A 22,563-nucleotide genomic window follows, 5' to 3' on the forward strand; every position below is an offset into this window, starting at 1 on the left:
ACGGGACGCACTCGCGCCCTCCGGGCCCGGATCGGATGGAACTGAAGGATTCTCATAAGCCGGTCGATGATAGGGGGAAGCCGTGCAGTGGCCCCTGTACGCACCGCCGATGCATCGGGTTTCAGGTTTCCTTCGCGGACCTGCGGCCCGTCCGGCGAGTGGAGTCCGGGCCTTCAACGCCCCCGGTCACCCTTGCAGCCGGTTTGACGATTACGGTATTCTCGTGCTCCCAAGCCGGTGGATCGCTGTCTGATTGCAGGAGCTGATCCATCCGTGACATAATCGGCGCGCTTTCGGCGCGGAAGAAGGCGCCAAGCCACGAAGCCGCGCAGAGCAGTTGACATGAAATCGAGACCTTCGGCTCCCACTGCGAGACGGAGCACACCATGCTGAGGTTCGCGGAGGAAATCCTCGTTCTCGTCCTTGACGAGGAGCGGGGGGATCTGGCCCCCAACCTGCCCGCGCGCTCCCTCGACCTGGCGCTCGCGGGCGCAGTGCTGATGGATCTCGCGCTCGAGGACCGCATCGACACGGATCTCGAGCGCCTGATGCTCGTGGACCCCACGCCTTTCGGCGACGATATCCTCGATCCGGCGCTCGCCGAGATCGCAAAGGACGGTCAATCGCGCGACACGGCCTATTGGCTCGATCGGATCGCCGGGCGCGGGGACCGGATCCGCCGCGCCGCGCTGGCCCGCCTGATCGAGCGCGGCATCCTGAGATCCGAGGCGCACGGGCTCCTGTCCCTCGTCCCGTCGGTATCGCGGTCGCGGCGCTATCCCACTGTTGACGGGCAGTCGGTCGAAGAAGCAAGACTGCGGATCATGCGCGTGCTGTTCACCGACGACGTCCCGGATCCGCGGGACATCGCCATGATCGCGCTGGCCAACGCCTGCGGCGTATTTCGCACCATTCTGACATCGGAGGAGCGGGCGCAGGTCCGGGATCGCATCGATCTGCTGAAGAATCTGGACCTGATCGGCCGGACGATGAGCCTTGCGATCGAAGGGCTCGAGGCGCCGGACGATGCGCCTCCGAAGCCCCGGCGCCCGAAGGAGATCCCGGTGGTGCCGGGCCTTCCGCTGCTGGGCAACGGCTTGGCCATGCGGAGGGGACTCGTGGCCTTCCTCGCCCGCCAGTACCGTGAGCTGGGCCCGATCTTCAGAATACGCGCTCCGGGCCGCCGGTTCGTGTGCATCGCGGGGCCGAAAGCGGCCAATTTCCTGACCTCGCACGGGAAGACCGTGTTCCGGTCGCTCGAGCCTATGGCGAACTTCCACAACCAGATGGGTTCGTCGCGCTCGATCCTGACCATGGACGGGATCGATCACGTCACCACGCGGAAGGCCCAGGCCAGGGGATACGCGGTCCGGATCCTTAAGGACCGGTCGCAGGAAGTCGTCGACATCACCCGCGACGAGATCGGCAAGTGGCCGGTGGGGGAGCCGTTCGAGGCGTTACCGGCGTTCCAGAACGTGATCGGCGAGCAAATGGGCCACATGATGGCGGACTATTCGCCGCAGGGCTACACGCACGACCTGTCCACGCTCCTGGGCGGGCTGCTGCTGAGCGCCGCGACGATTCCACACGTCATGAGACTCCCCCGATTCCGTCGTGCCCGCGAGCGAGGCCGCGAGCTGGCCCGGGCGGTGCTCGCACACAAGCGCAGGGAGGGTCCGCGCAGAACGACGCCGGATTTCCTCGACCTGATGCTCGAGCTGCGCGCCGCGGATCCCCAGCTGCTTCCGGAGACCAACCTGCCCCTGACGGTGCTCGCGCCCTACATGGTCGGGCTGGACACCACGGCGAGCACCTGTTCGTTCATGATCTACAACGTGCTGAAGCGGCCGCAGCTCATGGAGCGCATGACCGCCGAGGCGGACGCCCTGTTCGAGCAGGGCCCCGTGAGCGGTGAGGCCCTGAAGGGGCTCGATGTCTCGCGCCGGGTGGCGATGGAGACCCTGCGGCTGCATCCGGTCTCGCCCGCCGTGCTTCGCACCACCGCCAACTCATTCGAGTTCGCCGGGCACAGGGTAGCCGCGGGCACCCAGGTCATGGTCGGCACGGCGGTCGGGCACACGCTGGAAGAGTATTTCCCCGACCCGGAACGCTTCGACATCGACCGCTATACGCCGGCTCGCGGCGAACACCGGCAGCGCGGCGCCTACGCCCCCTTCGGGGCCGGCAACCACCGGTGTCTCGGCAGTGGTCTCGTCCCGGTTCAACTCGTTCTCATCATGGCCACGATACTGAGGGAGCTCGTACTGGAGCCGCTCGCGCCCGACTTTGCACTGCGCGTGAGGTCGTTCCCGACCATGCAGCCGGTGGGCTTCAAGATCCGCGTCCTCGGGCGGCGGACACACGACGTCGCGATTACGGCGTAGATCCTGGTGACTGGCGCGCGGCCACAGGTCAGCCTTCCCCGATATCACTCCCTCGACCGGCTGCGTGCATCCATGATGATGCTCGGGCTGGTCCGCCACACCGCAGTGAGCTACGTGCCCACGGTCTTCTTCGAATGGCCGTACCGGGATGCGCAGGCCGATATGCTCGCCTACTGGGTGGTCGTCTTCATCCGCGTGTTCCACCTGCCCGTTTTCTTCGCGATTGCGGGCTTCTTCGCCGCGTACCTGGTCGAGACGCGCGGAACCCGGGAGTTCCTGCGGCAGCGCTGGAGCCGGATCGGGGTGCCGTTCCTGGTGGCATGGCCCGTCGTGGCGGTCACGATGTTCGTCATCGTGCCGTTCGCGGCCCAGTTCAGTTCAACCCCGCCGAACGCCGCCTACAGCCTCTCGGAGCTGACCTCGGCCAGGGCGTTGGAACATCTGTTCATGCACCTGTGGTTCCTCTACGACCTGATGATCCTGTACGTGGCCGCGAGCGCGCTGCGTCCCGTCGCAGCCCGGATTCCCGCCGGTGTGCGTGCCCGGGCGATGGACTTCTTCGAGCGCCGGGTGCACCGGGGAGGCATCGCGGTGCTGGTTCTGGTCACGGGCCTCATCCTGTACCGGATGGAGTCGTGGGCCATCGACTACTACGCCGGCCCGTTCCCACCCCCGCGCCTGCTGGCCCTGTACGGCCTGTTCTTCGGATTCGGGTGGATGCTGCTGCGCCGGCGCGAGACCCTGGAGGGCTTCAGGCGTCCCGCGTGGGTTTTCCTGGCTGCCGGAACGCTGTGCTTCTTCGTCTACCGGCATTCCCTCGAAATCGGCTGCACCCTCGTGTCTGAAAGGACGTGCACGGGGTCGGGCGGCGGGTCGGACGTCGAGCATCATCTGCGGGCGGTCGTCTTTCTCGCGCTTTCCATGTGGCTCATGGCGTATGGACTGATCGGACTCTTCCTGCGCTACATGGACCGGCCGAGCCCGCGCTGGCGGTACATGGCGGACGCCTCGTACTGGATCTACATCGTCCACGTGCCGTTCGTCATGCTGCTGCCGCTTCTCCTGGCGAGCGTGCCCCTTCCGGGGATCGTGAAGCTCGCGCTGGTCTCGGTCGCGGCAACCGCCCTGATCCTCGTGACCTACCACTACTTCGTACGGCCGACGTTCATCGGGAAGCAGTTGAACGGGCGCCGCTATCCGCGAGGGGTGACATGACGGGATTCACCTTGCCACCTCAAACCCCCTTCGCGTCCGGCCCCCAGATGTGCTTGTGCAGTTGAGTCTGGAAGCGCACCGGCAATCCATCCTCCAGAATCCAGCCGGCGAGTGCCTCGAGATCGGTTTCTTCCCACACTGATGACACCAGCAGCGCGTTGAGCGATCCGTCCCGGACGCGGTCCGCAAGGCCCCGCTCGGAGATGACGTCCCGAGCCCACTCATAGTCGGCGCGATCCCCGACCACGAACTTCACTTCGTCCCGCGCGGTCAGGTGGTCGAGGTTCGACCACAGGTTGCGCGCAACCTCGCCCGATCCCGGGCACTTGAGGTCCATGATCTTGTGCGCGCGCGGATCGAGCGGCCCGACGTCGATGGCTCCGGACGTCTCCACCAGCACGGTGAACCCCGCTTCCAGCAGGCGGTCCACCAGGGTGTAGGCGCCCGCCTGGGCGAGCGGCTCGCCGCCCGTGAGTTCGACCAGGTCGCACCCGTGCGCGTCCACCGCAGCGAGGATTGCGTCGAACGACATGCGCTCCCCCCCGCTGAACGCATAGGCCGTGTCGCACCAGACGCAGCGCAGCGGGCAGCCGGTCAGGCGCACGAAGGTGCAGGGCATCCCGGCCCAGCTCGATTCCCCCTGGATCGAGTGGAAGATCTCGGTCACGCGGAGCGACTCTCGTCCGGAGGCGTTCATTCCGATCCGAACGAGTATGGGTCGGGCCGCGGCTCACCACCGGCCTGCTCGCCTCGGCCCTCGATCCCGTCGTCGAGCAGCGACTTCACCCGGTCCAGCGACAGCTCGCGCAGGCTTCCCTCGGCGGCGGCGCGTCCCTTCTCGCGGCACAGCACCGGCGTCTGCACGTGTCCGATCACGCCGAGCCCGGTGGCCGCCCAGCGCGGAAACACCAGGTAGCCGACGTAGGGCGCGCGCAGGTCCGGCGTCTGCTCCACCTCGAGCGACACGGTGTACGGGTGGCCATCCGCACCCTCGAAAGCCGGCGGCCGGTCGTGCGTATCCAGGTAACCGCCCAGGGTCGCGTCTGGCACGCCGTGGACGTCGTCGGGCTCGTGGCTCATGAGACCCTGCCGGTCCGCGAGCCTGGCCTCGGTCCGGGAATGCGCGGGTCGACGCCCTCCCACCGAATCCCCGGCACCTCCGCAAACCTCTTCGCCATCACCTCCATTGCCTCCGGGTTGTTGTCCACGAGGATGAACCTGCGTCCCAGTTCGTGCGCCGCCATCCCCGTGGTCCCGCTCCCCGCGAAGAAGTCGAGCACCAGGTCCCCCGGGCGGGATGAGGCCGTGACGATGCGCCTGAGGATGCCCAGCGGCTTCTGGGTGGGATACCCGGTCCGCTCGGCGCCGCTGGTGGGCACGATGGTGTGCCACCAGGTGTCGGTGGGCAGCTTTCCGCGCGCGGCCTTCTCGGGTCCCACCAGCCCCGGAGCCATGTACGGGATTCTCTCGATCGCGTCCACGTTGAAGACGTAGTCCGAAAGGTCCTTGACGTAGAACAGGATGTTGTCGTGCTTCGCCGGCCAGCGCGTTTTCGGCCGCGCGCCAAAGTCATACGCCCAGATGATCTCGTTCAGGAGATTGTCCGGCCCGAACAGCTCGTCCAGCAGGAAGCGGCAGCGGTGCACTTCCCGGTAGTCGATGTGGAAATACAGTGACCCGTGCGGGGCCAGGACGCGGTACGCCTCGACCAGTCTCGGCTCGAGAAAGGCGAGGTAGTCGTCGAAGCTGTCGCGGAACCGCCTCGTGCCAAGGGACTCGGTGCTGTAGCGTTCGCCCTTGAAGCCCGTGCGATCTCCGTTCGGGGATCGTGTCGTCCTGAGGCGCGTGTGCCGCTGGACCCTGCCGGTATTGAAGGGCGGATCGACGTAGATGAGGTCGGCCAGCCCGTCCGGCAGGCCGCGGAGCACCTCGAGGTTGTCTCCGAAGACGATCCGGTTCAAGTCTTCTTCCAGGTTTGCGGTCCCGGCTCCAGGTTCGGCGATCCCGTCCGAGAGCCCGTCATTCACACCCGCAAACTAGGACTGACCGGCAGGGGATCAAGCCATGGTGTCCATGGCGTCGGTAGAGCCGGCACCAGGCGGGCCAGCGCCGGTTCGATGCCGGGCAACCGCATTCTTCCTGCACGGCCCCGGCGTGAGCGGGCGAGCTGATGGGTCGTTGACGATCACGGATGATCGACAAAGCTCCTTGGCGATCATCTTCTCGCAGAAGTGATCGACAACAGGGCTTGACGATCACGGATGATCGACAAATCTTCTTGACGATCATATTCTCGTTCTCGTGATCGCCAAATCTTCTTGACGATCACGGATGATCGACAAACGCGCGCCTTCACCGCTGGCACCCTCCGGGTATCGTGTTGGAGATGGCCTTGGCGAAGGAGGAAGATACCCGATGGCTCCGGTTCAATACCATGAGGGGAGGTTCCCGCCCGATGGGCGACTGGACTGGCCTCGATTGGTTCCGTTGATCGGTCCGGCATCAGCTGCGGTGGCGAGATACGACGGAATGCTTTCCGGGGTTCCGAACCCGCGAATCCTTCTTGCGCCCCTGTCGAGGCGGGAAGCCGAGCGCTCGTCGCGGATCGAAGGGACCCAGGCCACGATCGGCGAGGTGCTGGAGTTCGAAGCCGGAGGCAAGGCGAGTTCTCCCGCTCGTCGTGACGACATCCTGGAGGTGATCCAGTACCGAATGGCGATGGAGCACGCCGAAGGCATGATGGATGAGCTGCCCCTCTCGCAGCGAGTCATTCGCGAGTCGCACAGCGTGCTCCTGTCCCGCGGCAGAGGAAGGTATCGATCACCCGGCGCCTACAGGCGAAACCAGAACTTCATTGGACCGGCCGGTTGCTCCATCGAGGATGCTACGTTCGTTCCCATCGGTGCGCACAAGCTTCTCGACGCCATGGCCGCCTGGGAGCGATATATGCACCAAGACCATCCAGACCGCCTGATCCAGCTCGCCATCCTGCATGCCGAGTTTGAGGCAATTCACCCATTCCATGACGGCAATGGCCGCGTGGGACGTATGCTCGTCCCGCTGTTCATGTGGCAGATGGGGTTGATTCGTCAGCCGGCGTTCTTCATCAGTCCCTACCTGGAAGCCAATCGCGAAGCCTACTACGAAGGGCTGTTGTCGGTTTCCCGCGATGACGACTGGACCGGTTGGTGCAGGTTCTTCCTGCACGCCGTGCTAATCCAGGCGGAGGACAATCTGGCCAGGGCTCAGGCCATTCTCGATCTTCATGAAGAGATGAAGAGCCGAGTGCCGGATGTAACCCGTACGCTGTATGCGGTCGAAGTTCTGGATTGGATGTTCGAGCGACCAATCTTCTCCAGCGTGCAGCTCGCCCGTGAAACCGCGCTCTCTCCGCCAACGGCACGAAGAATCCTGCAGCGCCTGTGTGACGCCGAGATACTCAAGGAAGCCATTCCAGCACGAGGCCGTCGACCTGGGATCTTCGTGTTTCCCAGCCTCATGCGTGTCGCGGAGGGTGGCGAGCCCACGAACCCTGGGGAATCGAACGCATGAAAGCCGCGCTGTTCCACGAATACGGCGGCCCCGAGGTCGTGCGCATCGAGGAGGTGCCCGATCCGGCTCCCGGCCCCGGCGAGGTACGGATCGCCGTGCGGGCGGCCGCGATGAACCACCTCGATCTGTGGGTGCGCCGCGGTCTGCCCATCGATATCGCGATGCCGCACATCGGGGGGTCGGACATCGCGGGCGTGGTGGACGCGGTCGGTCCGGGCGCCGGGCACGTTCCGGTCGGTGCGCGGGTGGTGGTTGATCCCTCGCTGGACTACGACTGGTACGACGGGAGCGCGCCCGGGCAGAGCCTGCCGTCCCGTGAACTCCGGATCATCGGTGAGCACACGCCGGGTGGCTTCGCCGAGTACGCGGTGGTTCCGGCCGCCAACGTGGTCGAGGTCCCGCCGGATGTCCCATTCGAAGCCGCTGCTGCGGCCAGCTTGGTCGGGGTGACCGCGTGGCACGCGGTGGTGGTGCGCGGCCGGGTGCGTCCCGGCGAGCGGGTGCTGGTGACCGGCGCATCGGGCGGCGTGTCCACCATGGCCGTGCAGATGGCGCGCCACGCCGGCGCGGTCGTGTACGCGGTCACCAGCGGTGCCGACAACGTCGCCCGCGTCCGCGAGCTGGGGGCCGACGTCGTCTACGACCGACTGGAGGTCGATTACGGACGCGCGCTCTGGAAGGACACCGGCAGGCAGGGCGTCGACCTCATCGTGGACTCGGTAGGTGCGGCCACCTGGAAGTCGAATCTGCGCGCCCTGCGCCAGAGCGGCCGCCTGGTCTGCTACGGAGCTACCACCGGCCCCGTCGGCGAGACCAGCCTTCCCCTCCTCTTCTGGAAGAAGGCGTCGATTCTCGGCAGCACCATGGGCACGCCCGCCGACTACCGCAGGGCGATGCAGCTTGTCTTCGACGGCGTCATCCGCGCCCCCATCGACGACATCCTCCCGCTCGAGCGGGCACGGGACGCTCATGAGCGGCTCGAGGCGGGCGAGGTCTTCGGCAAGCTGGTGCTGTGGCCATGAAGGCGTACCGGACTCAGCGACCCCGATCGAGATGGTGGCACAACGACGGGAGGCCCGAGACGGCCGGGACCATGCCATGGACCTGAAGGAAGCGCAGGCCCGGGTCGACGCCTGGATCTCGCGATTCGAGGAGGGCTACTGGCCTCCGCTCGTCAACCTCGCTCGCCTGGTCGAGGAAGTCGGTGAACTCTCGCGCGAACTGAATCACCGCTTCGGCTCCAAACTCAAGCGGGCCGACGAAGCCGAGAAGGATCTCGCGCTCGAGATCGGCGACATCCTCTTTGTTCTGATCGCGCTCTCCAACGAACGGGGAATCGATCTCGAAGATGCCCTGGAGCGGGTTCTCGAGAAGTACGAGACGCGCGACAGCGATCGCTGGACCCCGGCGACGCCGCCAGCGTGAAGTCCGCCGCCGACCTTCGCGACCGCATCCGCGCCCTCGCCCTCGCCCTGGGATTCGACCGGGTTCGCTTCACAGCCCCGCACGCCAGCGGGCACATGGAATTCTACCGGAACTGGATCGAGGAGGGAGCCCACGGCGAGATGGGCTACCTCGCCCGCGAGGACTCCATCGCGCGCAGGGGCGACCTCCGCCTCACCATGGCCGACGTGCGCTCCGTCGTGCTCGTGACCCACAACTACTACCAGCCCGATCCCCCCGGGCTGGCAGAGGACGGGCGGCGCGCGGTGATCGCCCGCTACGCGCGCGGGGACGACTACCACGACGTCATGAAACGGCGCCTGGTGAAGCTGCTCGCGGGGATCGGGGAGGATGTCGGACGCCGTGTCTCCGGGCGTGCCTATGTGGATACGGGCCCGATCCTGGAGCGCGAACTGGCGATGCGCGCGGGACTGGGATGGCTGGCGAAGAACACAATGCTGATCGACCCGGGACGCGGCTCGTATTTCTTCCTGGGAATCCTGCTCCTCGACCTCGAACTGCCGGAGGACGAGCCTTTCACCGAGGATCGCTGCGGCACCTGCCGGAGCTGTCTTGATGCCTGTCCCACCGGCGCCCTGCTGGGACGCGATGCGCAGGGGGCGCCGGTCATGGACGCCCGGCGCTGCATCTCCTACCTGACTATCGAACACCGGGGGCCGATTCCGCCCGAGCTGAGGGCTCGAATCGGCAACCGCATCTACGGCTGCGACATCTGCCAGGAAGTGTGTCCCTGGAACGTCAAGTTCCAAACGCCCGCCGCCGAGACGGCGTACCGGGCTCGGCCCGAGTTGGACGGTCCCCTGCTGGTGGAGCTGGCCGAGCGTCTGCTCGCCATGGACGACGCGGCGTTCTCGCGCGCCTTCCGCGGCTCACCGGTCAAGCGGGCCCGGCGTGACGGCCTGCTGCGCAACGTCTGCGTTGGGCTCGGAAACCTGGGTGGCGTGGATGCGGTCGCCGTGCTGGAGCGGGCGCTTCAGGACGGAGCGCCGCTGGTGCGGGGCCACGCCGCGTGGGGGCTCGGGCAAATCCCGGAGTCGACCGGCGCCTCAGCCGCCCTGCGCGCGCGCATGAAAGTGGAGGACGACGCCTGGGTGCGCGAGGAAATCGCGCGGGCCCTGGAACAAGAGCTGCGGGCGGACCCTCAACCCGGAGCGCCGTCAGCTCAGCCGTTGGTCTCCGTGTAGGCGGTGGCGAACTCCTCCACCTTGGCCGTGACCGCGGCTTCGAGAGCGGCCTGGGCATCGACGATCGCGGCGACCCCCAGCCCGGTGGCGAACCAGGTGACGGCCTCCGACAGCGTGATCTGGTTGTCGCGCGTCATCTGGGTCGACTGGTGGACGCGCACCGCCACCGACCAGGCCAGCGCCCCCGTCACCGCCACGCCATCGCCGGGCGTGCACTCCAGGATGATGCGCAGCTCGGGAAGGCCGGGGTTGCGAAGCATCTCGCCCTGGGTCAGCAGCTCCACCTCCGCGGCCGCAAGGGTCGCCTCGGCCTGGACCCGCACCGATTCGTCGGTGATCCCGGCGCCGGCGCAGGCGGCGCCCGTCTGCGCGCTCACGAAGACGCCGCCCAGATCCTCGAGGGTGTAGCGGTTCCACACCGTGTCCTGGGCGGCGCCTTCCACGGGGAGGCCGATCAGCCCGAGTATCATCGCCATCAACGCGTAACGCTTCATTCCGTGCTCCGTAGGCGGACGCTTGCCGACGTCCTCGGGTTCAGTTGGCCAAACCAAACCCCTCGCACAAGTACGAGGGGTTCGGCACCGGGCGGGAAGGGATCCCGTGCTTCAACAGGATCTGCAGTTGTGGTTGTTCTTCGATCCCAGCTTCTCCAGCAGGGCGACGGTCGGCGGATGCGGCTGAGCCCGCTGCTCCGGGCTGTTGGCCATATCGGCGACGGTATGCCCTCGCCGGCTGAGCAGGGTCACGTCGGCGCCCCGCTCCACCAGGAACAGGATGGTCTCGTTGTCGCCCCGCGCGGCCGCGTGGTGGATGGGCGCGAACCCGTCCTTGTCGCGGATGTTGGGATCGATGCCGACCTCGTCGACCAGGAAGCGCACCGCCGGCAGCCAGCCATCGGGCACGTGCCGGTGCGTCTGCGCTACGCGTGAGGTGCCGAAGCCGACGCCCGAGGCGGCGTGCAGCGGATGGACGCCGAGCCCCCCGTGCGGAACCGGCTCGAGTCCGGACGGATCCTCCTCCGGCTCGCCGGGGCGACGGAAGTTGAAGCGCCTGGGGCTGATCAGGTTGTACGTCCAGATGTTGGGGTCGGCGCCGTTGTCGAGCAGCAGCCTCATGGCCTGCACGTCGGCGGCGTAGGCGGCCCGCCAGAACGGCGTCGCGCCCGCGAAGTCCACGCCCATGCGGCCCGCGTTGTAGGCGGCGTACCAGATGTGGGTGTCGGTGCGCGCGTTAGGGTCGGCTCCGGCGTCGAGCAGCAGCTCCATGAGCTCGAGGTAGTCGGTTTCCTGCTGGCGGAAGGCCTGCGGCTGCGGATACCAGGTGCGCAGCGACCACTCGATGTTCAGCGCGGCGAACAGGGGCCCCGCGCCGTCGTCGCTCAGGAGGTTCGGGTCGGCCCCGGCCTCCAGCAGCGTCCTCGCGAGGTCGTAGTTTCCGTTGATGGTCGCGAGCAGCAGGGGCGACGACTGATCCGCGCTCGGAAGGTTGATGTCGGCACCGCCGTTCACCAGCACCTGCATGGCCTCGGCGTGCCCGTTGCGGACCGCGTAGTGCAGCGGGGAGAATCCTCCCTGAATGCCGATCTGCTCTATGGACGAGAGTACCTTGGGACCGTCCGGCGGAATCTCCGGTTCGTTCCCCTGACCGGCTCCCGGAAAACCACCGCGCCCCTGGCCGGGCTGCTGGGCACCGGGCTCTTCCTCGGGCTCCGGATCCTTTTCCGCTTCGCGGATGCGCTGCCGGCGGGTCCGCTCTTCCCGGTCCGCGGCCTCGATCTCCGCGAAGTCGCGGGTGTCGCTGACCAGGTCGGGGTCGGCGCCGGCGTCGAGAAGCGCCTGTAGCGCCGCCGCGGAATTGCGCGCTGCGGCGAACATCGCGGGCGTGCGGCTGGAGTAGCCGTCGCGGACGTTCACGTCGGCACCGTGTCCGACCAGCGCATTCACCACCTCAAGGACGTCGGCCTCGGCGGCGAAATGCAGGGACGCTGCACCGGTTCCGGTCAGAAGGTCCGGATTGGCGCCGGCGTCGAGCAGCGCCGCAACCACCCCGGCGTTCCCGGCCCGGCTCGCCAGATGGAGGGGCGTGTAGCCCCCCACGCGGGTGGCCGGCTGCAGCGTGGCTCCCGCGAAGATGAGCGTCTCGACGATATCGAGCTGGTCGTTCAGCGCCGACCAGTGCAGCGCGGTCATGCCGTCGGGCTGCGCCGCGCTCGGATCCGCTCCCTGCCGGAGCAGATTGCGAATCTCCTCCGCCTCGCCCCGCTGCGCCGCGTCGGCGACCGGAGACTCGTCGGGTGTGGCCGCGACCAGCACCAGGGCGCTCACCGCCAGCGTGCGCTTCAACCAGGGTGCGAAAGTTCGCTTTCCTGTCACCATTGTCCCACTCCTCGCAGCGTGCCTACACGGCAAAGGTGCCGGTGCTGTTGCCGAACGACTCGAGCTCGTTCAGGCCGAGCCGATGCAGCAGATCGAGCATGACGTTCGCCATCGGGGTGCCCGGAGGCGCGACCACGTGCCGTTCGCCCTCCAGCAGTCCGTTCATGCCGCCGACCATGAAGAGCGGGCAGCGGGCATGGTTGTGGATGTTGGGGTCGGCCATGGCCGATCCGTACATGATCATCGTCTTGTCGAGCAGGGTCGCGTCCCCGTCGTTGGTCGCCTGCAGCTTCTCCAGGAAGTACGGAAGCATGCCGACGTGATAGGTGTTGATCAGGGCGAAGTCGAGAATCCGCTCCTCGCGTCCGCCGTGGTGGCTGCCCGCGTGGAAGGGCGTCGAGGAACCGCTCTCCGGATAGATCCTCGGCGAAGCGTCCCGGCCCAGCTTGAACGAGAAGACCCGCGTGGTGTCGGAGGCGAAGGCCAGTAGCTGCAGGTCGAACATCACTTCCATGTGCTCGCGGAAATCATCCGGCACGCCCACGGGGGCCTCGGGGATCTCCCGCTCCTCTCCGCTCGTGTTCTGCATCTCGATGCGGGTGATCCGCTGTTCCAGGTCGCGGATGTTGTCGATGTAGCGGGAGACGCGCTGCTGGTCGGCGGGTCCCAGCTCCCGCTTCAGGCTGGTGATCTCGTCCAGCATCCAGTCGAGGATGCTGCGGTCGGTGCGCAGGCGCTGGGCCCTCTGCTCCGGAGTTCCGCCGGCTCCGAACAGCTGCTGGAAGACGGCGCGCGGATCGCGGATCATCGGCAGCGGCTCGCTGGGCGACGCCCAGCTGACGGTATCGGTGTAGGCGCAGGCGTAGCCGTACGCACAGCCGCCCGCCTGGTCCACGTTCTCGATCGTGAGCTGGATCGACGGAATCGGGGTCTCCTGGCCGTAGCGCTGGACGAAGAGCTGGTCCATGGAGGTCCCGATATGCAGGTCCGAGCCCTGGGTCTGCTTCGGGTGCGCCTGGGTGAGGAACACCGCCGTGGTGCGGAAGTGGTCGCCGCCGATCTCCTCGGGCGAGAACGCATCCGCCATGCGCGAGTCGGTGTTGGTGACGATCGTGAGATACTTCCGGAAGGGCTCAAGCGACCGCAGGCTGGTGGGGGAAAGGTCGAAGTCCTTACCCTCGGCGGCGGGGGCCCAGAGGTTCTGGGAAGCACCCCACTCGTTGCACCCGGCCGCGCCGTGCACCTGTTCGATGAAGACGAGCCGGGTGTCGTTGGCGGCCCGTCCCGCGGCGGTCGCCGACCACAATCTTCCCGCGGGAACCATGGCGTCGAGCAGCGGCAGCCCAATGACGCCGCTCATGCTCCGCAACATCGTGCGCCTGGAGATGCTCTTTCCGGTGATGAAATTCATCGTTCAGACTCCGTTCGAAGTACAACTCTGCAAGGGCACCGGCTCATGCGGTGCTCGCGTAATCAATTCAGTTTCCGGCCGGGGTGGCAACGGCCTCCGGCGCCACCAGCGACGAGCGGAAGGCCGGGCTCTCCACGACGCCCAGGACGAACGAGGAGAACCTGAAGTCGTTGTCCGCCGCCGCCGCCACGATCTTGCGCACGGTCGGCATGTCGTAGTACTCGACGCGCCGGCCGAGGCCGTACGCCATCAGGTTTTCGGTGAAGATGCGGTAGAAGACCTCCGGGCGCTTCAGGAGCGCGTTGCGAAGGTCGGCCGGTCCCGTAAGCAGCGTGCCGTCGTACAGCTCTCCGGCCGGATCCACGGGATTCCCCTCGTCACGGATCCGCCACGCACCGGTAACGTCGAAGTTCTCGAGCGCCAGGCCCACCGGGTCGATCAACTGGTGGCAGGACATGCAAACCGGGTTCGCGCGGTGGATCTCCATGCGCTCGCGCACGGTGAGGAAGCGGCCGTCGTCCGCGCCCTCGGTTTCCTCGAAGGCGGGCACGTCCGGTGGCGGCGGTGGCGGCGGGGTTCCCAGCAGGACCTCCAGCACCCACTTGCCGCGCAGCACCGGTGAGGTGCGGTCGGCGTGCGAGGTCATGGTCAGCACGCTGCCGTGGCCGAGGATGCCGCGCCGGTTCTCGTCGGGGTACTGGACCCTGCGGAACTCCGGCCCCGTCACGCCGGGGATGCCGTAGTGACGCGCCAGCCGCTCGTTGACGAAGGTGTAGTCGGCAGTCAGCAGCTCGCGCACGGGCCGATCCTCGATGGCCATGTTGGCGAACAGCAACTCGGTCTCGCGGTGCATCGCGTCCGCGAGGGTTCCGTCGAAATACGGATACGAGAGCGCGTCCGGGTCGATCTTCTCGAGATCCTGAAGCCTGAGCCACTGGGCGCCGAAGCGCCGGGCGAGCCCTTCCGCGGCGCGCGCGTCGCCCAGCATGCGCCGCGCCTGCCGCATCAACCCGTCCTCGTCGGAGAGTTCGCCCCGGGAAGCAGCGTCGATGAGCTGCTGGTCCGGCGGGGCCCCCCACAGGAAGAACGAGAGACGCGAGGCCAGGTCGGCGTCGGTGATCGTGTAGGGGGTGCCCACGGTGGCGCCCGGGGCGCGCTCCATGCGGAAGAGGAAGTGCGGGCTGGCGAGGATCGCCTGCAGCGCAAGCTGCACGCCGCCCTCGAATCCGCGCTCATCCGCGCCCTGGTCATAGAAGGCCATCAGCCCTTCCACGTCGAAGTCGTCGACCGGCCGCCGATAGGCCTTGGTGGCCAGTCGGGAAACGATGTCACGCGCGCAGGGGCGGGCTTCCTCGGGCGAGGTCGGGCGGCAGGAGAAGATGAGCTGCCGCGTGGGCGTGTCGGACACGCCGGTGACCTCGTATGGGCCAAGGACCGAGAGCCGCTGCAGGTGCGGCATGGTGGTCACGCCGTAGCCGATGCCGATCTGGCCGTCTGCCAGGGTGTGGTCGATGGGCCGGATCAGGTCGTCCAGTTCGCCCTCGAAGCGCTTCAGGAAGGCGGCGGTCACGCGGCGCGGGCCAGCGCGCACGTAGATGGAATCGGTGAGGACGTTCAGTCCGGTCGGCTCGGACTCCGACATCCAGCGGTCGATGGTCACCAGCGCCACCCGCTGGCCGTCGATCGACACCTCCATCTGCTCGTTGCCGAAGGTGCGCCCGAAGACCTCGCCCTCGACGGCGGGATACGGCTGGATGTGGAAGACGTACTTGCCATCGGCCGGGAAGTTGTGAATCACCGATACGCCGCCCCGGGTGCCGAAGGGCGCACCCTCCACGCGATCCGTCTGGGACGTGGTGCGCGGCAGCCGGTAGCGAATCGAGTTGGGTTCCGCGTCGGGATCGCCCACCGCCACCCGGCTGATGTAGTTGGCGGCCCTGAGGTAGCCCTCCATCAGGGTGGCGGACGGGGCCTGCACGTCGGCGATGTTGTCGAAGTTGGCGCTCCGGGTATCGAGGGGAAGGAACTCCCCGACGTCGACCTGGAGTCCGAGCAGGTCCTCGACGGCGCTGGCGAACTCGGCGCGGTTGAGTCGCTGGAAGGTGCGGAATCCGGGATTCGGGTTCTGCTCCCAGGCCGCGTCCACCCGGGTTTCGAGTTCCTCGGCCAGCGCCTGGAGAGTGTCTCCGGCGGGCCGCGGAAACCCCTGCGGCGGCATCATTCCGGCGCGCAGCTTCCGGATCATCCGCTCCGCGATTTCCGCCATTTCCGGAGCCGACTCCACCTCGAACGCCTGGAAGGAGATGTTGCCGGTCATGAGGGCGTCGTTGTGGCACACCTGGCAGTACATGCGGATGACGCCGGTGAGCGAGGCGGCGTGCTCGGGATTGCCGGCGGCCGTGGTCGCCGAAGCCGCAACGGACGCCGCCTCGATGGGTGCGGCCGGCACGGGCTCGACGGGTCGGTCCGCAAGCACGAAAAGCAGTCCGAGCGTGGTGAGCGCGGCGGGAAAAGGATTCATGCTGGCCTCACGCTGCTGTATACCGGAGGAGCGGCGGTGCGGGGGCCCCACAAGCCATTTGTTCGCCCCGGCTTTTGCCTCAAGCTCAAAGAATCATAAGAATAGCTTTCGCTTCTCGGACACGCTAGGGGCGATGAGCGCTGAACCCCCAGGGTTCATGGGCTCGGAAACCGGGCTCGAGACCCGGATCGTTCCCGCAACCACTTCAGGGACCCGATGACACTGTATCCCGCGATCGTGCAGATGCTCGGCGGAGCTTCCGTCGCCGGGGCGGCAGCCTCCCTGGCACTCCTGGCGGGGCTCATCATGCCGGGAGGCCGCGCCTGGCTGCGCACGTCCCTCGCGGGCTACGAACGTCATGTCGTCGGCTGGGCCTGGGGCATCGCCTCCATCGCGACCGCCGGCAGCCTCTACTTCTCCGAAATCGTCGGCTTCGTGCCGTGCCCGTTCTGCTGGTATCAGAGGTTTGCCATGTACCCGCTGGTGGTGGTGCTCGGGGTGGGGCTGCTGCGGCCCTCCGCGAGGATCTGGCGGTTCGCCATTCCACTCCCCGTAGCCGGTCTGGCCATCGCCGCCTACCACGTCGCGGTCCAGTTCCAACCCACGCTCGATCTGGTCCCCTGCGAGGGCGGGGTTCCCTGCTCCGGGCGCTACGTAGCCGTCTTCGGGTTCATCTCCATTCCCGCCATGGCGGGCGCGGCCTTCCTGATGATCACCGCGCTCCTGCTGCTGCTTTGGGGGCTGGAGAGGGATTCCGGCCCGGACGAGGAGGTCTAACTACTCCTCGCGCCCGCTCCGGTGCCACGCCGCCAGCACCTCCGCTTCCTGCTCCGGGGTGGCGCCGGCTCGCAGGTTGGCCTGGCGCTCGGGCGGACGGGAGAAGTGGTACTCGAGCGTATCGCGGGCCGTCTCGGCGAGGGGACGGAAGGTGAGCCCGGCCTCCACCTCCGGCGTCAGGTCGAAGCGCGCGAAGCCCTCGAATCCGGGGACCGGCGGCCGCCACACGGGCATCTCGCGGTAAGGGCGCATTCCCCTCTCGATGAGGAAGTCGGTGTCGACCCAGGTGAACGTCGTCTCCGCGGTGGTCACGGCCCGAATGCCGTACAGCAACTCCGTCATGGGCCGCGGCGTGGCCGGCCCGATGCCGTTGTACTCACCCGTGTGGCCGGTCTCGGCCATGCGGATCATCCACTCGGTGAGGTCGCGCACGTCGATGATCTGGACGGTGTCGGAGCCGTCGCCCGGGGCCAACACTTCGCCGCCCCGATGGATTCGCACCGGCCAGTAGGTGAAGCGGTCGGTCTCGTCCTGCGGGCCGATGATGAGACCCGGGCGCACGATGTTGGCGCGGTCGACGAAGATTCGCTGCGCCTCCCGCTCCGAGAGCGCCTTGGCGAGGCCGTAGGGAAGATTCTCCGAGCCCGGTTCGATGCCCGCGGTCTCGTAGGTGAAGGTCGGAGCATGGGACGTCATCGGCACGCTGCTCAGATCCGAGTACGCCGAACGCGACGACACGTAGAAATACCGGTCCACCGAGTCGCGCAGGAACTCGGCGGAAAGGCGCACCCAGTCGGGATTGGAGCGCGAGTTGTCGATGACCACGTCCCATGTGTGGCCGCGGAGCGCGTCCAGTTGGCCGTTGCGGTCCCCGATCAGCGTCTCCACGTCGGGGAACATCCCCGGGTTGGAGCGCCCGCGGTTGAAGAGCGTGACCGAGTGGCCGCGGGACAGGGCGTAGCGCACCTGGAAGGGCCCGATAAAGCCGGTGCCCCCGAGGATGAGGATGCGCAGCGCCCGAGGCGCTTCCTGTGGCGCGGCGGGCGCGCGAGCCGGACCGGGATGCGTCAGCCGGGCAGCGGGTACGCCACCCAGTCCCAGCGCGGCTCCCGCCGCCGCGGACATCTTCAGGAACTCTCGTCGATCGGCAGGCATGACTTGCTCCTCCATGCGGGATGGGCTCCACGGCGACGCCCCGCCGGGAACTGGCCGCTTGCACGTGGCGGCCTAACTTTGGTCCAGCCCCCGTACCCTAACCACCGCTTGTCACGCAAGCGAGCACAGGCGCGCGCGATGTCCCTCCCGAATCAGGCTTCATGAAGGCGACCGCGCCGGGGGCATCCGGGGCCGGGCCGGAGGAGGGCAGGATCTCCCATGCCGACCGGATGACCGTGTTTCTGGCCATCCTGCTCGCGCTGCTGCTCGCCGCCCTCGACCAGACCATCGTCGCCACCGCGCTCCCGAAGATCGTGGAGGACCTGGCCGGGGTGGAGCGCTATACCTGGGTGGCGACCATGTATCTGCTGGCCTCGACCTCGCTCGCGCTGGTTTACGGCAAGCTGGCCGACACCTATGCGCGCAGGCACGTGACGCTGGCGGCCGTGGGTCTCTTCCTGGGCGGCTCGGTCGCCTGCGGCCTGGCCGGGATCGCGGGCCCGCTGCCGCTGCTCGGCGACGGCATGAGCCAGCTGGTGATCTCCAGGGGAATTCAGGGGATCGGGGCGGGCGGCATTTTCGCCATGACCTTCATCGTCATCGCGGATCTCTTCACTCCCGCCGAGCGCGGCAAGTACCAGGGGTACGTGGGCGCGGTCTTCGGCGTCTCGTCCGTATTGGGACCCTTGCTGGGCGGGCTGCTCACGGACCACGCGGGCGGCTGGATGCCCGGGATCTCCGGCTGGCGCTGGGTCTTTCTGGTCAACCTGCCCATCGGCGGGGTGGCCCTGTGGCATATCCTGCGCCGGATGCCGCTGCTGGAGGCGGCTCCGGGGGCGACGCGCCCGGACTTCGTCGGGGCCGGCCTTCTGGTCGGCGGTCTGGCGCCGCTGGTCCTCGGCCTCCAGATCGACAAGCAGGCCAGCCCCTGGCTTCCGTGGCTGGCTTCGGCGTCTGCGGCGGCGGAAGGATCGGCCGCGGGCGGGGGATGGCAGTTGTGGGCGACGCCGGGGCTGCTGGCGGTGTCGGCGATTCTGCTGATGGCGTTCGTGCGACGGTCGCGCACCGCGACGGGGCCGATTCTCGAGCCTCGGCTCTTCTCGGAAGCCGTCTTTCGCCGGGCGACGCTGGCCACGTTCTTCTTCGGCGCCGCCTTCATCTCCGTCAACATCTTCGTCCCGCTCTTCCTCGTCTCGACGAGGGGGGTTTCCGCTACCGAAGCGGGCGTGGTGCTGATCCCGTTCTCGCTCGGGATCGTGATCTCGGCCACCCTTGCGGGACAGGTCGCCAGCCGCATCGGCTACCGGCGCCAGATCGTCGCCGGCACGGCGGTGTTCTTCCTTGGCGCCGCGCTGCTTGCACGCATGGATGCCGACACGGCGTACGGCCAGGTCTATCTGTACATGATCCTCTGCGGCCTGGGCGCGGGGCCCGGCATGCCCCTCTTCACCCTGGCCATCCAGAACGCCACCGACGTACGCTTCGTCGGCCAGGCGACCAGCGCCTCCCAGTTCTTCCGCCAGACCGGAGCGACGGTGGGGGCGGCGGCCATGGGCGCGGTGCTGACCTTTACGCTGGCGGCTACGTTCGGCGTGCTGGACAATGAACTGCGGGACCGGACCGGGGGCAGGGTGACGGCGCAAGCCTACGTCTCGACCGGGGGCGTCGGGCTGTCGGAGGCGATCCTCGCGGCTTTCGAGGAGCGAGCCGCGGAGGCGGGCACGGCGGATCGGGCGGACGCGCTGCGCACCGAAGGCGTGAGGGTGGCCCGGGACTCGGCGGAGCGGGTGCGGCTGGCCTTCACCGGCGCTTCCCACCGCATCTACTGGATGGCCGCGTTCCTCACGCTCGTGGCCGGGTTGCTGGCGGCCCGCATCCCGGAGATTCCGCTGCGGCGCACCCACGACCGGGCGAAGATGGAAGGAAAGGAGGCTGAAGCATGAATGGACGCAGCATGAATCGACGCAGGAATCGGGTTCGGACTGTCTCTCCGGCGGCTGCGCGGCTGGGCGCGATCGTCCTGGCCGCGGCGTTGGCACCGGCGGCGCTTTCCGCCCAATGGACCAACCGGTACCCCCGCGTTGAGGGCTACGGGCACCAGATCTATCTGGAAGGCTACGAGATGCCCACCCTCACCGGCGGTCCCATCGACCCCGCGGCTTCCCCGGACGGGACGCGCCTTGCCTTCGCATCGCACGGCTGGATCTGGGTGATGGACCTGGTGGACGGCGGCGCGCGCCGGCTGACCTCGGGCGGTGCGATGGACGCGCGTCCGGCCTGGTCGCCGGACGGGACCCGCATCGCGTTCGTGCGCGACGACACGCGCGATACCTGGATCGTGGTGGCGGATGCCGCGACGGGCGCGGAGCTGCTGAGCGAGAACACCCCGGCGATCGAGCTCGACCCGGCCTTCTCGTCCGATGGCTCCCGGCTGTATTTCGCGTCCGCTTCAGCAGGCACCATAGACCTGTGGGCGCTCGAGCTCGCGAGCGGGGAGAGGGTCCGGATCACCGACGTCCGGGGGATCGAGCTGAAACCGCAGCCCGGCGCGGGGGCCCTGGTGTACCTGGCCAAGGGCGGCGGCGGTGGCGACCGGGTGCTGGTGCGCGAACTGGACGCCGCCGGATCGCCGGCGGGTCCCGGGCCGCGCACGCTGCTCGAGGGCAGCATCGCCTCCATGGCGCGCCCGGTGCTCAGTCCCGACGGGTCGATGGTGGCGGTGAACTGGCCCACGCAGGCCGGGTGGGAGCTGCGGCTGGTGAACGTGGACAACCCGGCGGGGTCGATCCTGCTGGTCGGGCCTCCGGACACGGGGGGCGGCACCCCGCTCACCCCCGCGTGGAGCATGCCCGGCGGGGAGTGGGTGTACTTCTCGCGCGGGGACGGCAACCGGCCGATGCGGCTCTACCGGGTGCCTGCCGCGGGCGGGCCGGCCGAGGAGGTCGTGGTGCGCACCTGGGACTGGGGGGTCGAGACTGGCACGCTGCGGGTGCGCACCACCCTGGAGGAGGGAGGCCCGCCCGCAGCCGCCCGCCTGGACGTGGTGGACGCAACCGGCCACCCCGCCGTTCCGGCCGGCTCCCGGCCCTGGTTCGACGGCCAGAGCGGGCGGGTGTACGCCTACTCGACCGGGATCGCCGAGTACACCGTGCCGGCCGGGAGCGCCACCGTGGCGGCCGTGCAGGGGCTCGCGACCCCCGAGGTCGCCCGCACGGTCGAGGTGGCGGCCGGCCGGACCACCGAGGTGGAGTTGACGCTCACCCCCGTCTGGGACGCGCGCGCCGCGGGATGGGTGTCGGGGGAGCACCACTTCCACCTGAACTACGGCGGCCCCTACGACCTGGCCCCGGCCGACCTGGTGCCGATGATGCGGGGCGAGGCGCTCGACGTCGCCACCCCGCTGCTGGCCAACCTGCACAACCGCTTCGAGGACCAGGACCTGTGGGGCTGGGAGCGGGCGGGGGAGGGGCCCCTTATCCGCTTCGGCCAGGAGGTGCGCTCACACTTTCTCGGCCACGTGGGCCTGATCGGCATCGGCGACTTCTTCTGGCCGTGGGTGTGGGGCCCCGGCTACCAGGTCTACGGCACCGACGACCGCGAGAACGCGGAGGCGCTGGGCCACGCCCGCTCGCGGGGCGGCTTCGGGTACTACGTGCATCCGGTGAACGCGCGCGCCGCCGAGCGCGCCCAGCCGTGGTCGGAAGTGCCCTTCGAGGACCTTGCGGGCAGCGTGCCCGTCGAGCTGGTGGCGGACGCGGTGCTCGGCGACCTGGATGCGCTGGAGGTGGTCTGCCTGTGGAGCGACGAGACCACCACCACCCAGGTGTGGCACCGCTTCCTCAACCTGGGCATTCCGGTGGCGCCCAGCGCCGGCACCGACGTGATGAACAACTTCTTCCGCACCATGGCGGTGGGGACCACGAGGGTATACGCGATGACGGGCGGCCAGCTCAACTGGCCGGCGTACATGGCCGCCCTCAGGGAGAGCCGCACCTTCGTCACCAACGGTCCCTTCGTGGACTTCAGCCTGGAAGGGACGGGGCCGGGTGGGGTGGTGGCGTCCGGATCCGCCTCCTGGACGCTCGACCTGAGTTCCGCGGGCGCGGTCGAGCGCGTGGACGTGCTCGTCAACGGAGAAGTGGCGTGGCAATCCGAGGGTCTCGCCGGGGCCGGCGCACGCCGGTACGAGGGGACGCTCGACCTTCCGGAGGGCGGGTGGGTCGCCGTGCGCGCGGTGGGCGGAAACACGGAATGGCCGTCGATGGCCAGCTACCCGTTCGCCCACACCGCGCCGATCTGGATCGGGGAAGCCGGGAGCACGGAGCCGGGCGCCAGAATGCGCGCCGCCCGCGAACTGGCGGAGGTGCTGCGCGTCGCGCGAAACCGCCTTGTCATCGGCTACGGAGACGCCGACATCCCGAACCTGCTTGGCCGCTTCGACCGGGCCAGGGCGCAACTGGAGGAGTGGGCGCGCCCCTAGCAGCCTGGACAGGCTACAGGTTACCTTGCCCGTCCCTCGGACAGG

At 68.3% G+C, this 22,563-nt stretch carries 17 protein-coding genes; 9 read left to right on the top strand and 8 right to left on the bottom strand.

The window, feature by feature from the left end; all coding sequences use genetic code 11:
* Nucleotides 1–386: 386 nt before the first annotated feature.
* Together OXU32_02605 and OXU32_02610 are read left to right on the top strand one after the other, a co-directional pair.
* Nucleotides 387–2,384 (top strand): cytochrome P450, encoded by a 1,998-nt coding sequence (locus OXU32_02605; protein MDE0072859.1) that lies wholly within the window; start codon nt 387–389, stop codon nt 2,382–2,384.
* A 6-nt stretch (nt 2,385–2,390) separates the two neighbouring features.
* Nucleotides 2,391–3,599: an acyltransferase family protein gene (locus tag OXU32_02610; GenBank protein ID MDE0072860.1), complete on the top strand. Its 1,209-nt coding sequence runs from the start codon at nt 2,391–2,393 to the stop codon at nt 3,597–3,599.
* 19 nt (nt 3,600–3,618) lie between these two features.
* Here OXU32_02610 and OXU32_02615 read toward each other — a convergent pair whose 3' ends face one another.
* The 3 genes from OXU32_02615 to OXU32_02625 are packed head-to-tail and all read right to left on the bottom strand — an operon-like array spanning nt 3,619 to nt 5,560.
* The gene (locus tag OXU32_02615; GenBank protein ID MDE0072861.1) at nt 3,619–4,296 is read right to left on the bottom strand and encodes a radical SAM protein; all 678 of its coding nucleotides are present in this window, start codon (nt 4,294–4,296) and stop codon (nt 3,619–3,621) included.
* Nucleotides 4,293–4,679, bottom strand: coding sequence for a hypothetical protein (locus OXU32_02620; protein ID MDE0072862.1), 387 nt, complete (start codon nt 4,677–4,679; stop codon nt 4,293–4,295). Before OXU32_02620 ends, OXU32_02615 begins: the two co-directional genes overlap by 4 nt.
* A complete protein-coding gene (locus OXU32_02625) occupies nt 4,676–5,560 on the bottom strand; it encodes a site-specific DNA-methyltransferase (protein ID MDE0072863.1) in 885 nt (294 codons plus the stop codon). The genes OXU32_02620 and OXU32_02625 overlap by 4 nt, the downstream gene beginning before the upstream one ends.
* A gap of 454 nt (nt 5,561–6,014) precedes the next feature.
* Here OXU32_02625 and OXU32_02630 point away from each other — a divergent pair, with 454 nt between their 5' ends.
* From OXU32_02630 to queG, 4 genes are all read left to right on the top strand, one after another.
* The gene (locus OXU32_02630; protein ID MDE0072864.1) at nt 6,015–7,151 is read left to right on the top strand and encodes a Fic family protein; all 1,137 of its coding nucleotides are present in this window, start codon (nt 6,015–6,017) and stop codon (nt 7,149–7,151) included.
* The gene (locus tag OXU32_02635; protein ID MDE0072865.1) at nt 7,148–8,173 is read left to right on the top strand and encodes a zinc-binding dehydrogenase; all 1,026 of its coding nucleotides are present in this window, start codon (nt 7,148–7,150) and stop codon (nt 8,171–8,173) included. The genes OXU32_02630 and OXU32_02635 overlap by 4 nt, the downstream gene beginning before the upstream one ends.
* A gap of 76 nt (nt 8,174–8,249) precedes the next feature.
* The gene (locus OXU32_02640; protein ID MDE0072866.1) at nt 8,250–8,576 is read left to right on the top strand and encodes a nucleotide pyrophosphohydrolase; all 327 of its coding nucleotides are present in this window, start codon (nt 8,250–8,252) and stop codon (nt 8,574–8,576) included.
* Complete coding sequence (gene queG / locus OXU32_02645) at nt 8,573–9,799, top strand: tRNA epoxyqueuosine(34) reductase QueG (protein MDE0072867.1); 1,227 nt, start codon at nt 8,573–8,575, stop codon at nt 9,797–9,799. The genes OXU32_02640 and queG overlap by 4 nt, the downstream gene beginning before the upstream one ends.
* Here the strand turns inward: queG and OXU32_02650 are convergent.
* From OXU32_02650 to OXU32_02665, 4 genes are all read right to left on the bottom strand, one after another.
* Nucleotides 9,778–10,293 carry a hypothetical protein gene (locus tag OXU32_02650; protein ID MDE0072868.1) on the bottom strand — a complete coding sequence of 172 codons (516 nt, stop codon included), beginning with the start codon at nt 10,291–10,293 and terminating at the stop codon, nt 9,778–9,780. The two genes, queG and OXU32_02650, sit on opposite strands and share 22 nt — an antisense overlap.
* A gap of 111 nt (nt 10,294–10,404) precedes the next feature.
* A complete protein-coding gene (locus tag OXU32_02655; protein ID MDE0072869.1) occupies nt 10,405–12,174 on the bottom strand; it encodes an ankyrin repeat domain-containing protein in 1,770 nt (589 codons plus the stop codon).
* A gap of 22 nt (nt 12,175–12,196) precedes the next feature.
* Entirely contained in the window at nt 12,197–13,585 is a 1,389-nt protein-coding gene (locus OXU32_02660; protein MDE0072870.1) for a DUF1552 domain-containing protein, read from the bottom strand.
* A gap of 67 nt (nt 13,586–13,652) precedes the next feature.
* A complete protein-coding gene (locus OXU32_02665; protein MDE0072871.1) occupies nt 13,653–16,106 on the bottom strand; it encodes a DUF1592 domain-containing protein in 2,454 nt (817 codons plus the stop codon).
* Nucleotides 16,107–16,322: 216 nt separating this feature from the next.
* Here OXU32_02665 and OXU32_02670 point away from each other — a divergent pair, with 216 nt between their 5' ends.
* Entirely contained in the window at nt 16,323–16,883 is a 561-nt protein-coding gene (locus OXU32_02670; protein ID MDE0072872.1) for a disulfide bond formation protein B, read from the top strand.
* Here the strand turns inward: OXU32_02670 and OXU32_02675 are convergent, their stop codons facing one another.
* Nucleotides 16,884–18,038, bottom strand: a complete 1,155-nt coding sequence (locus tag OXU32_02675; GenBank protein MDE0072873.1) for an NAD-dependent epimerase/dehydratase family protein — start codon at nt 18,036–18,038, stop codon at nt 16,884–16,886.
* A 161-nt stretch (nt 18,039–18,199) separates the two neighbouring features.
* Here OXU32_02675 and OXU32_02680 point away from each other — a divergent pair, with 161 nt between their 5' ends.
* A complete protein-coding gene (locus OXU32_02680; GenBank protein ID MDE0072874.1) occupies nt 18,200–19,981 on the top strand; it encodes an MFS transporter in 1,782 nt (593 codons plus the stop codon).
* Nucleotides 19,978–22,518, top strand: a complete 2,541-nt coding sequence (locus tag OXU32_02685; protein MDE0072875.1) for a CehA/McbA family metallohydrolase — start codon at nt 19,978–19,980, stop codon at nt 22,516–22,518. Before OXU32_02680 ends, OXU32_02685 begins: the two co-directional genes overlap by 4 nt.
* Nucleotides 22,519–22,563: the final 45 nt, after the last annotated feature.

This window comes from Gammaproteobacteria bacterium (assembly GCA_028819075.1).
Classification (GTDB): domain Bacteria; phylum Gemmatimonadota; class Gemmatimonadetes; order Longimicrobiales; family Gaopeijiaceae; genus BD2-11.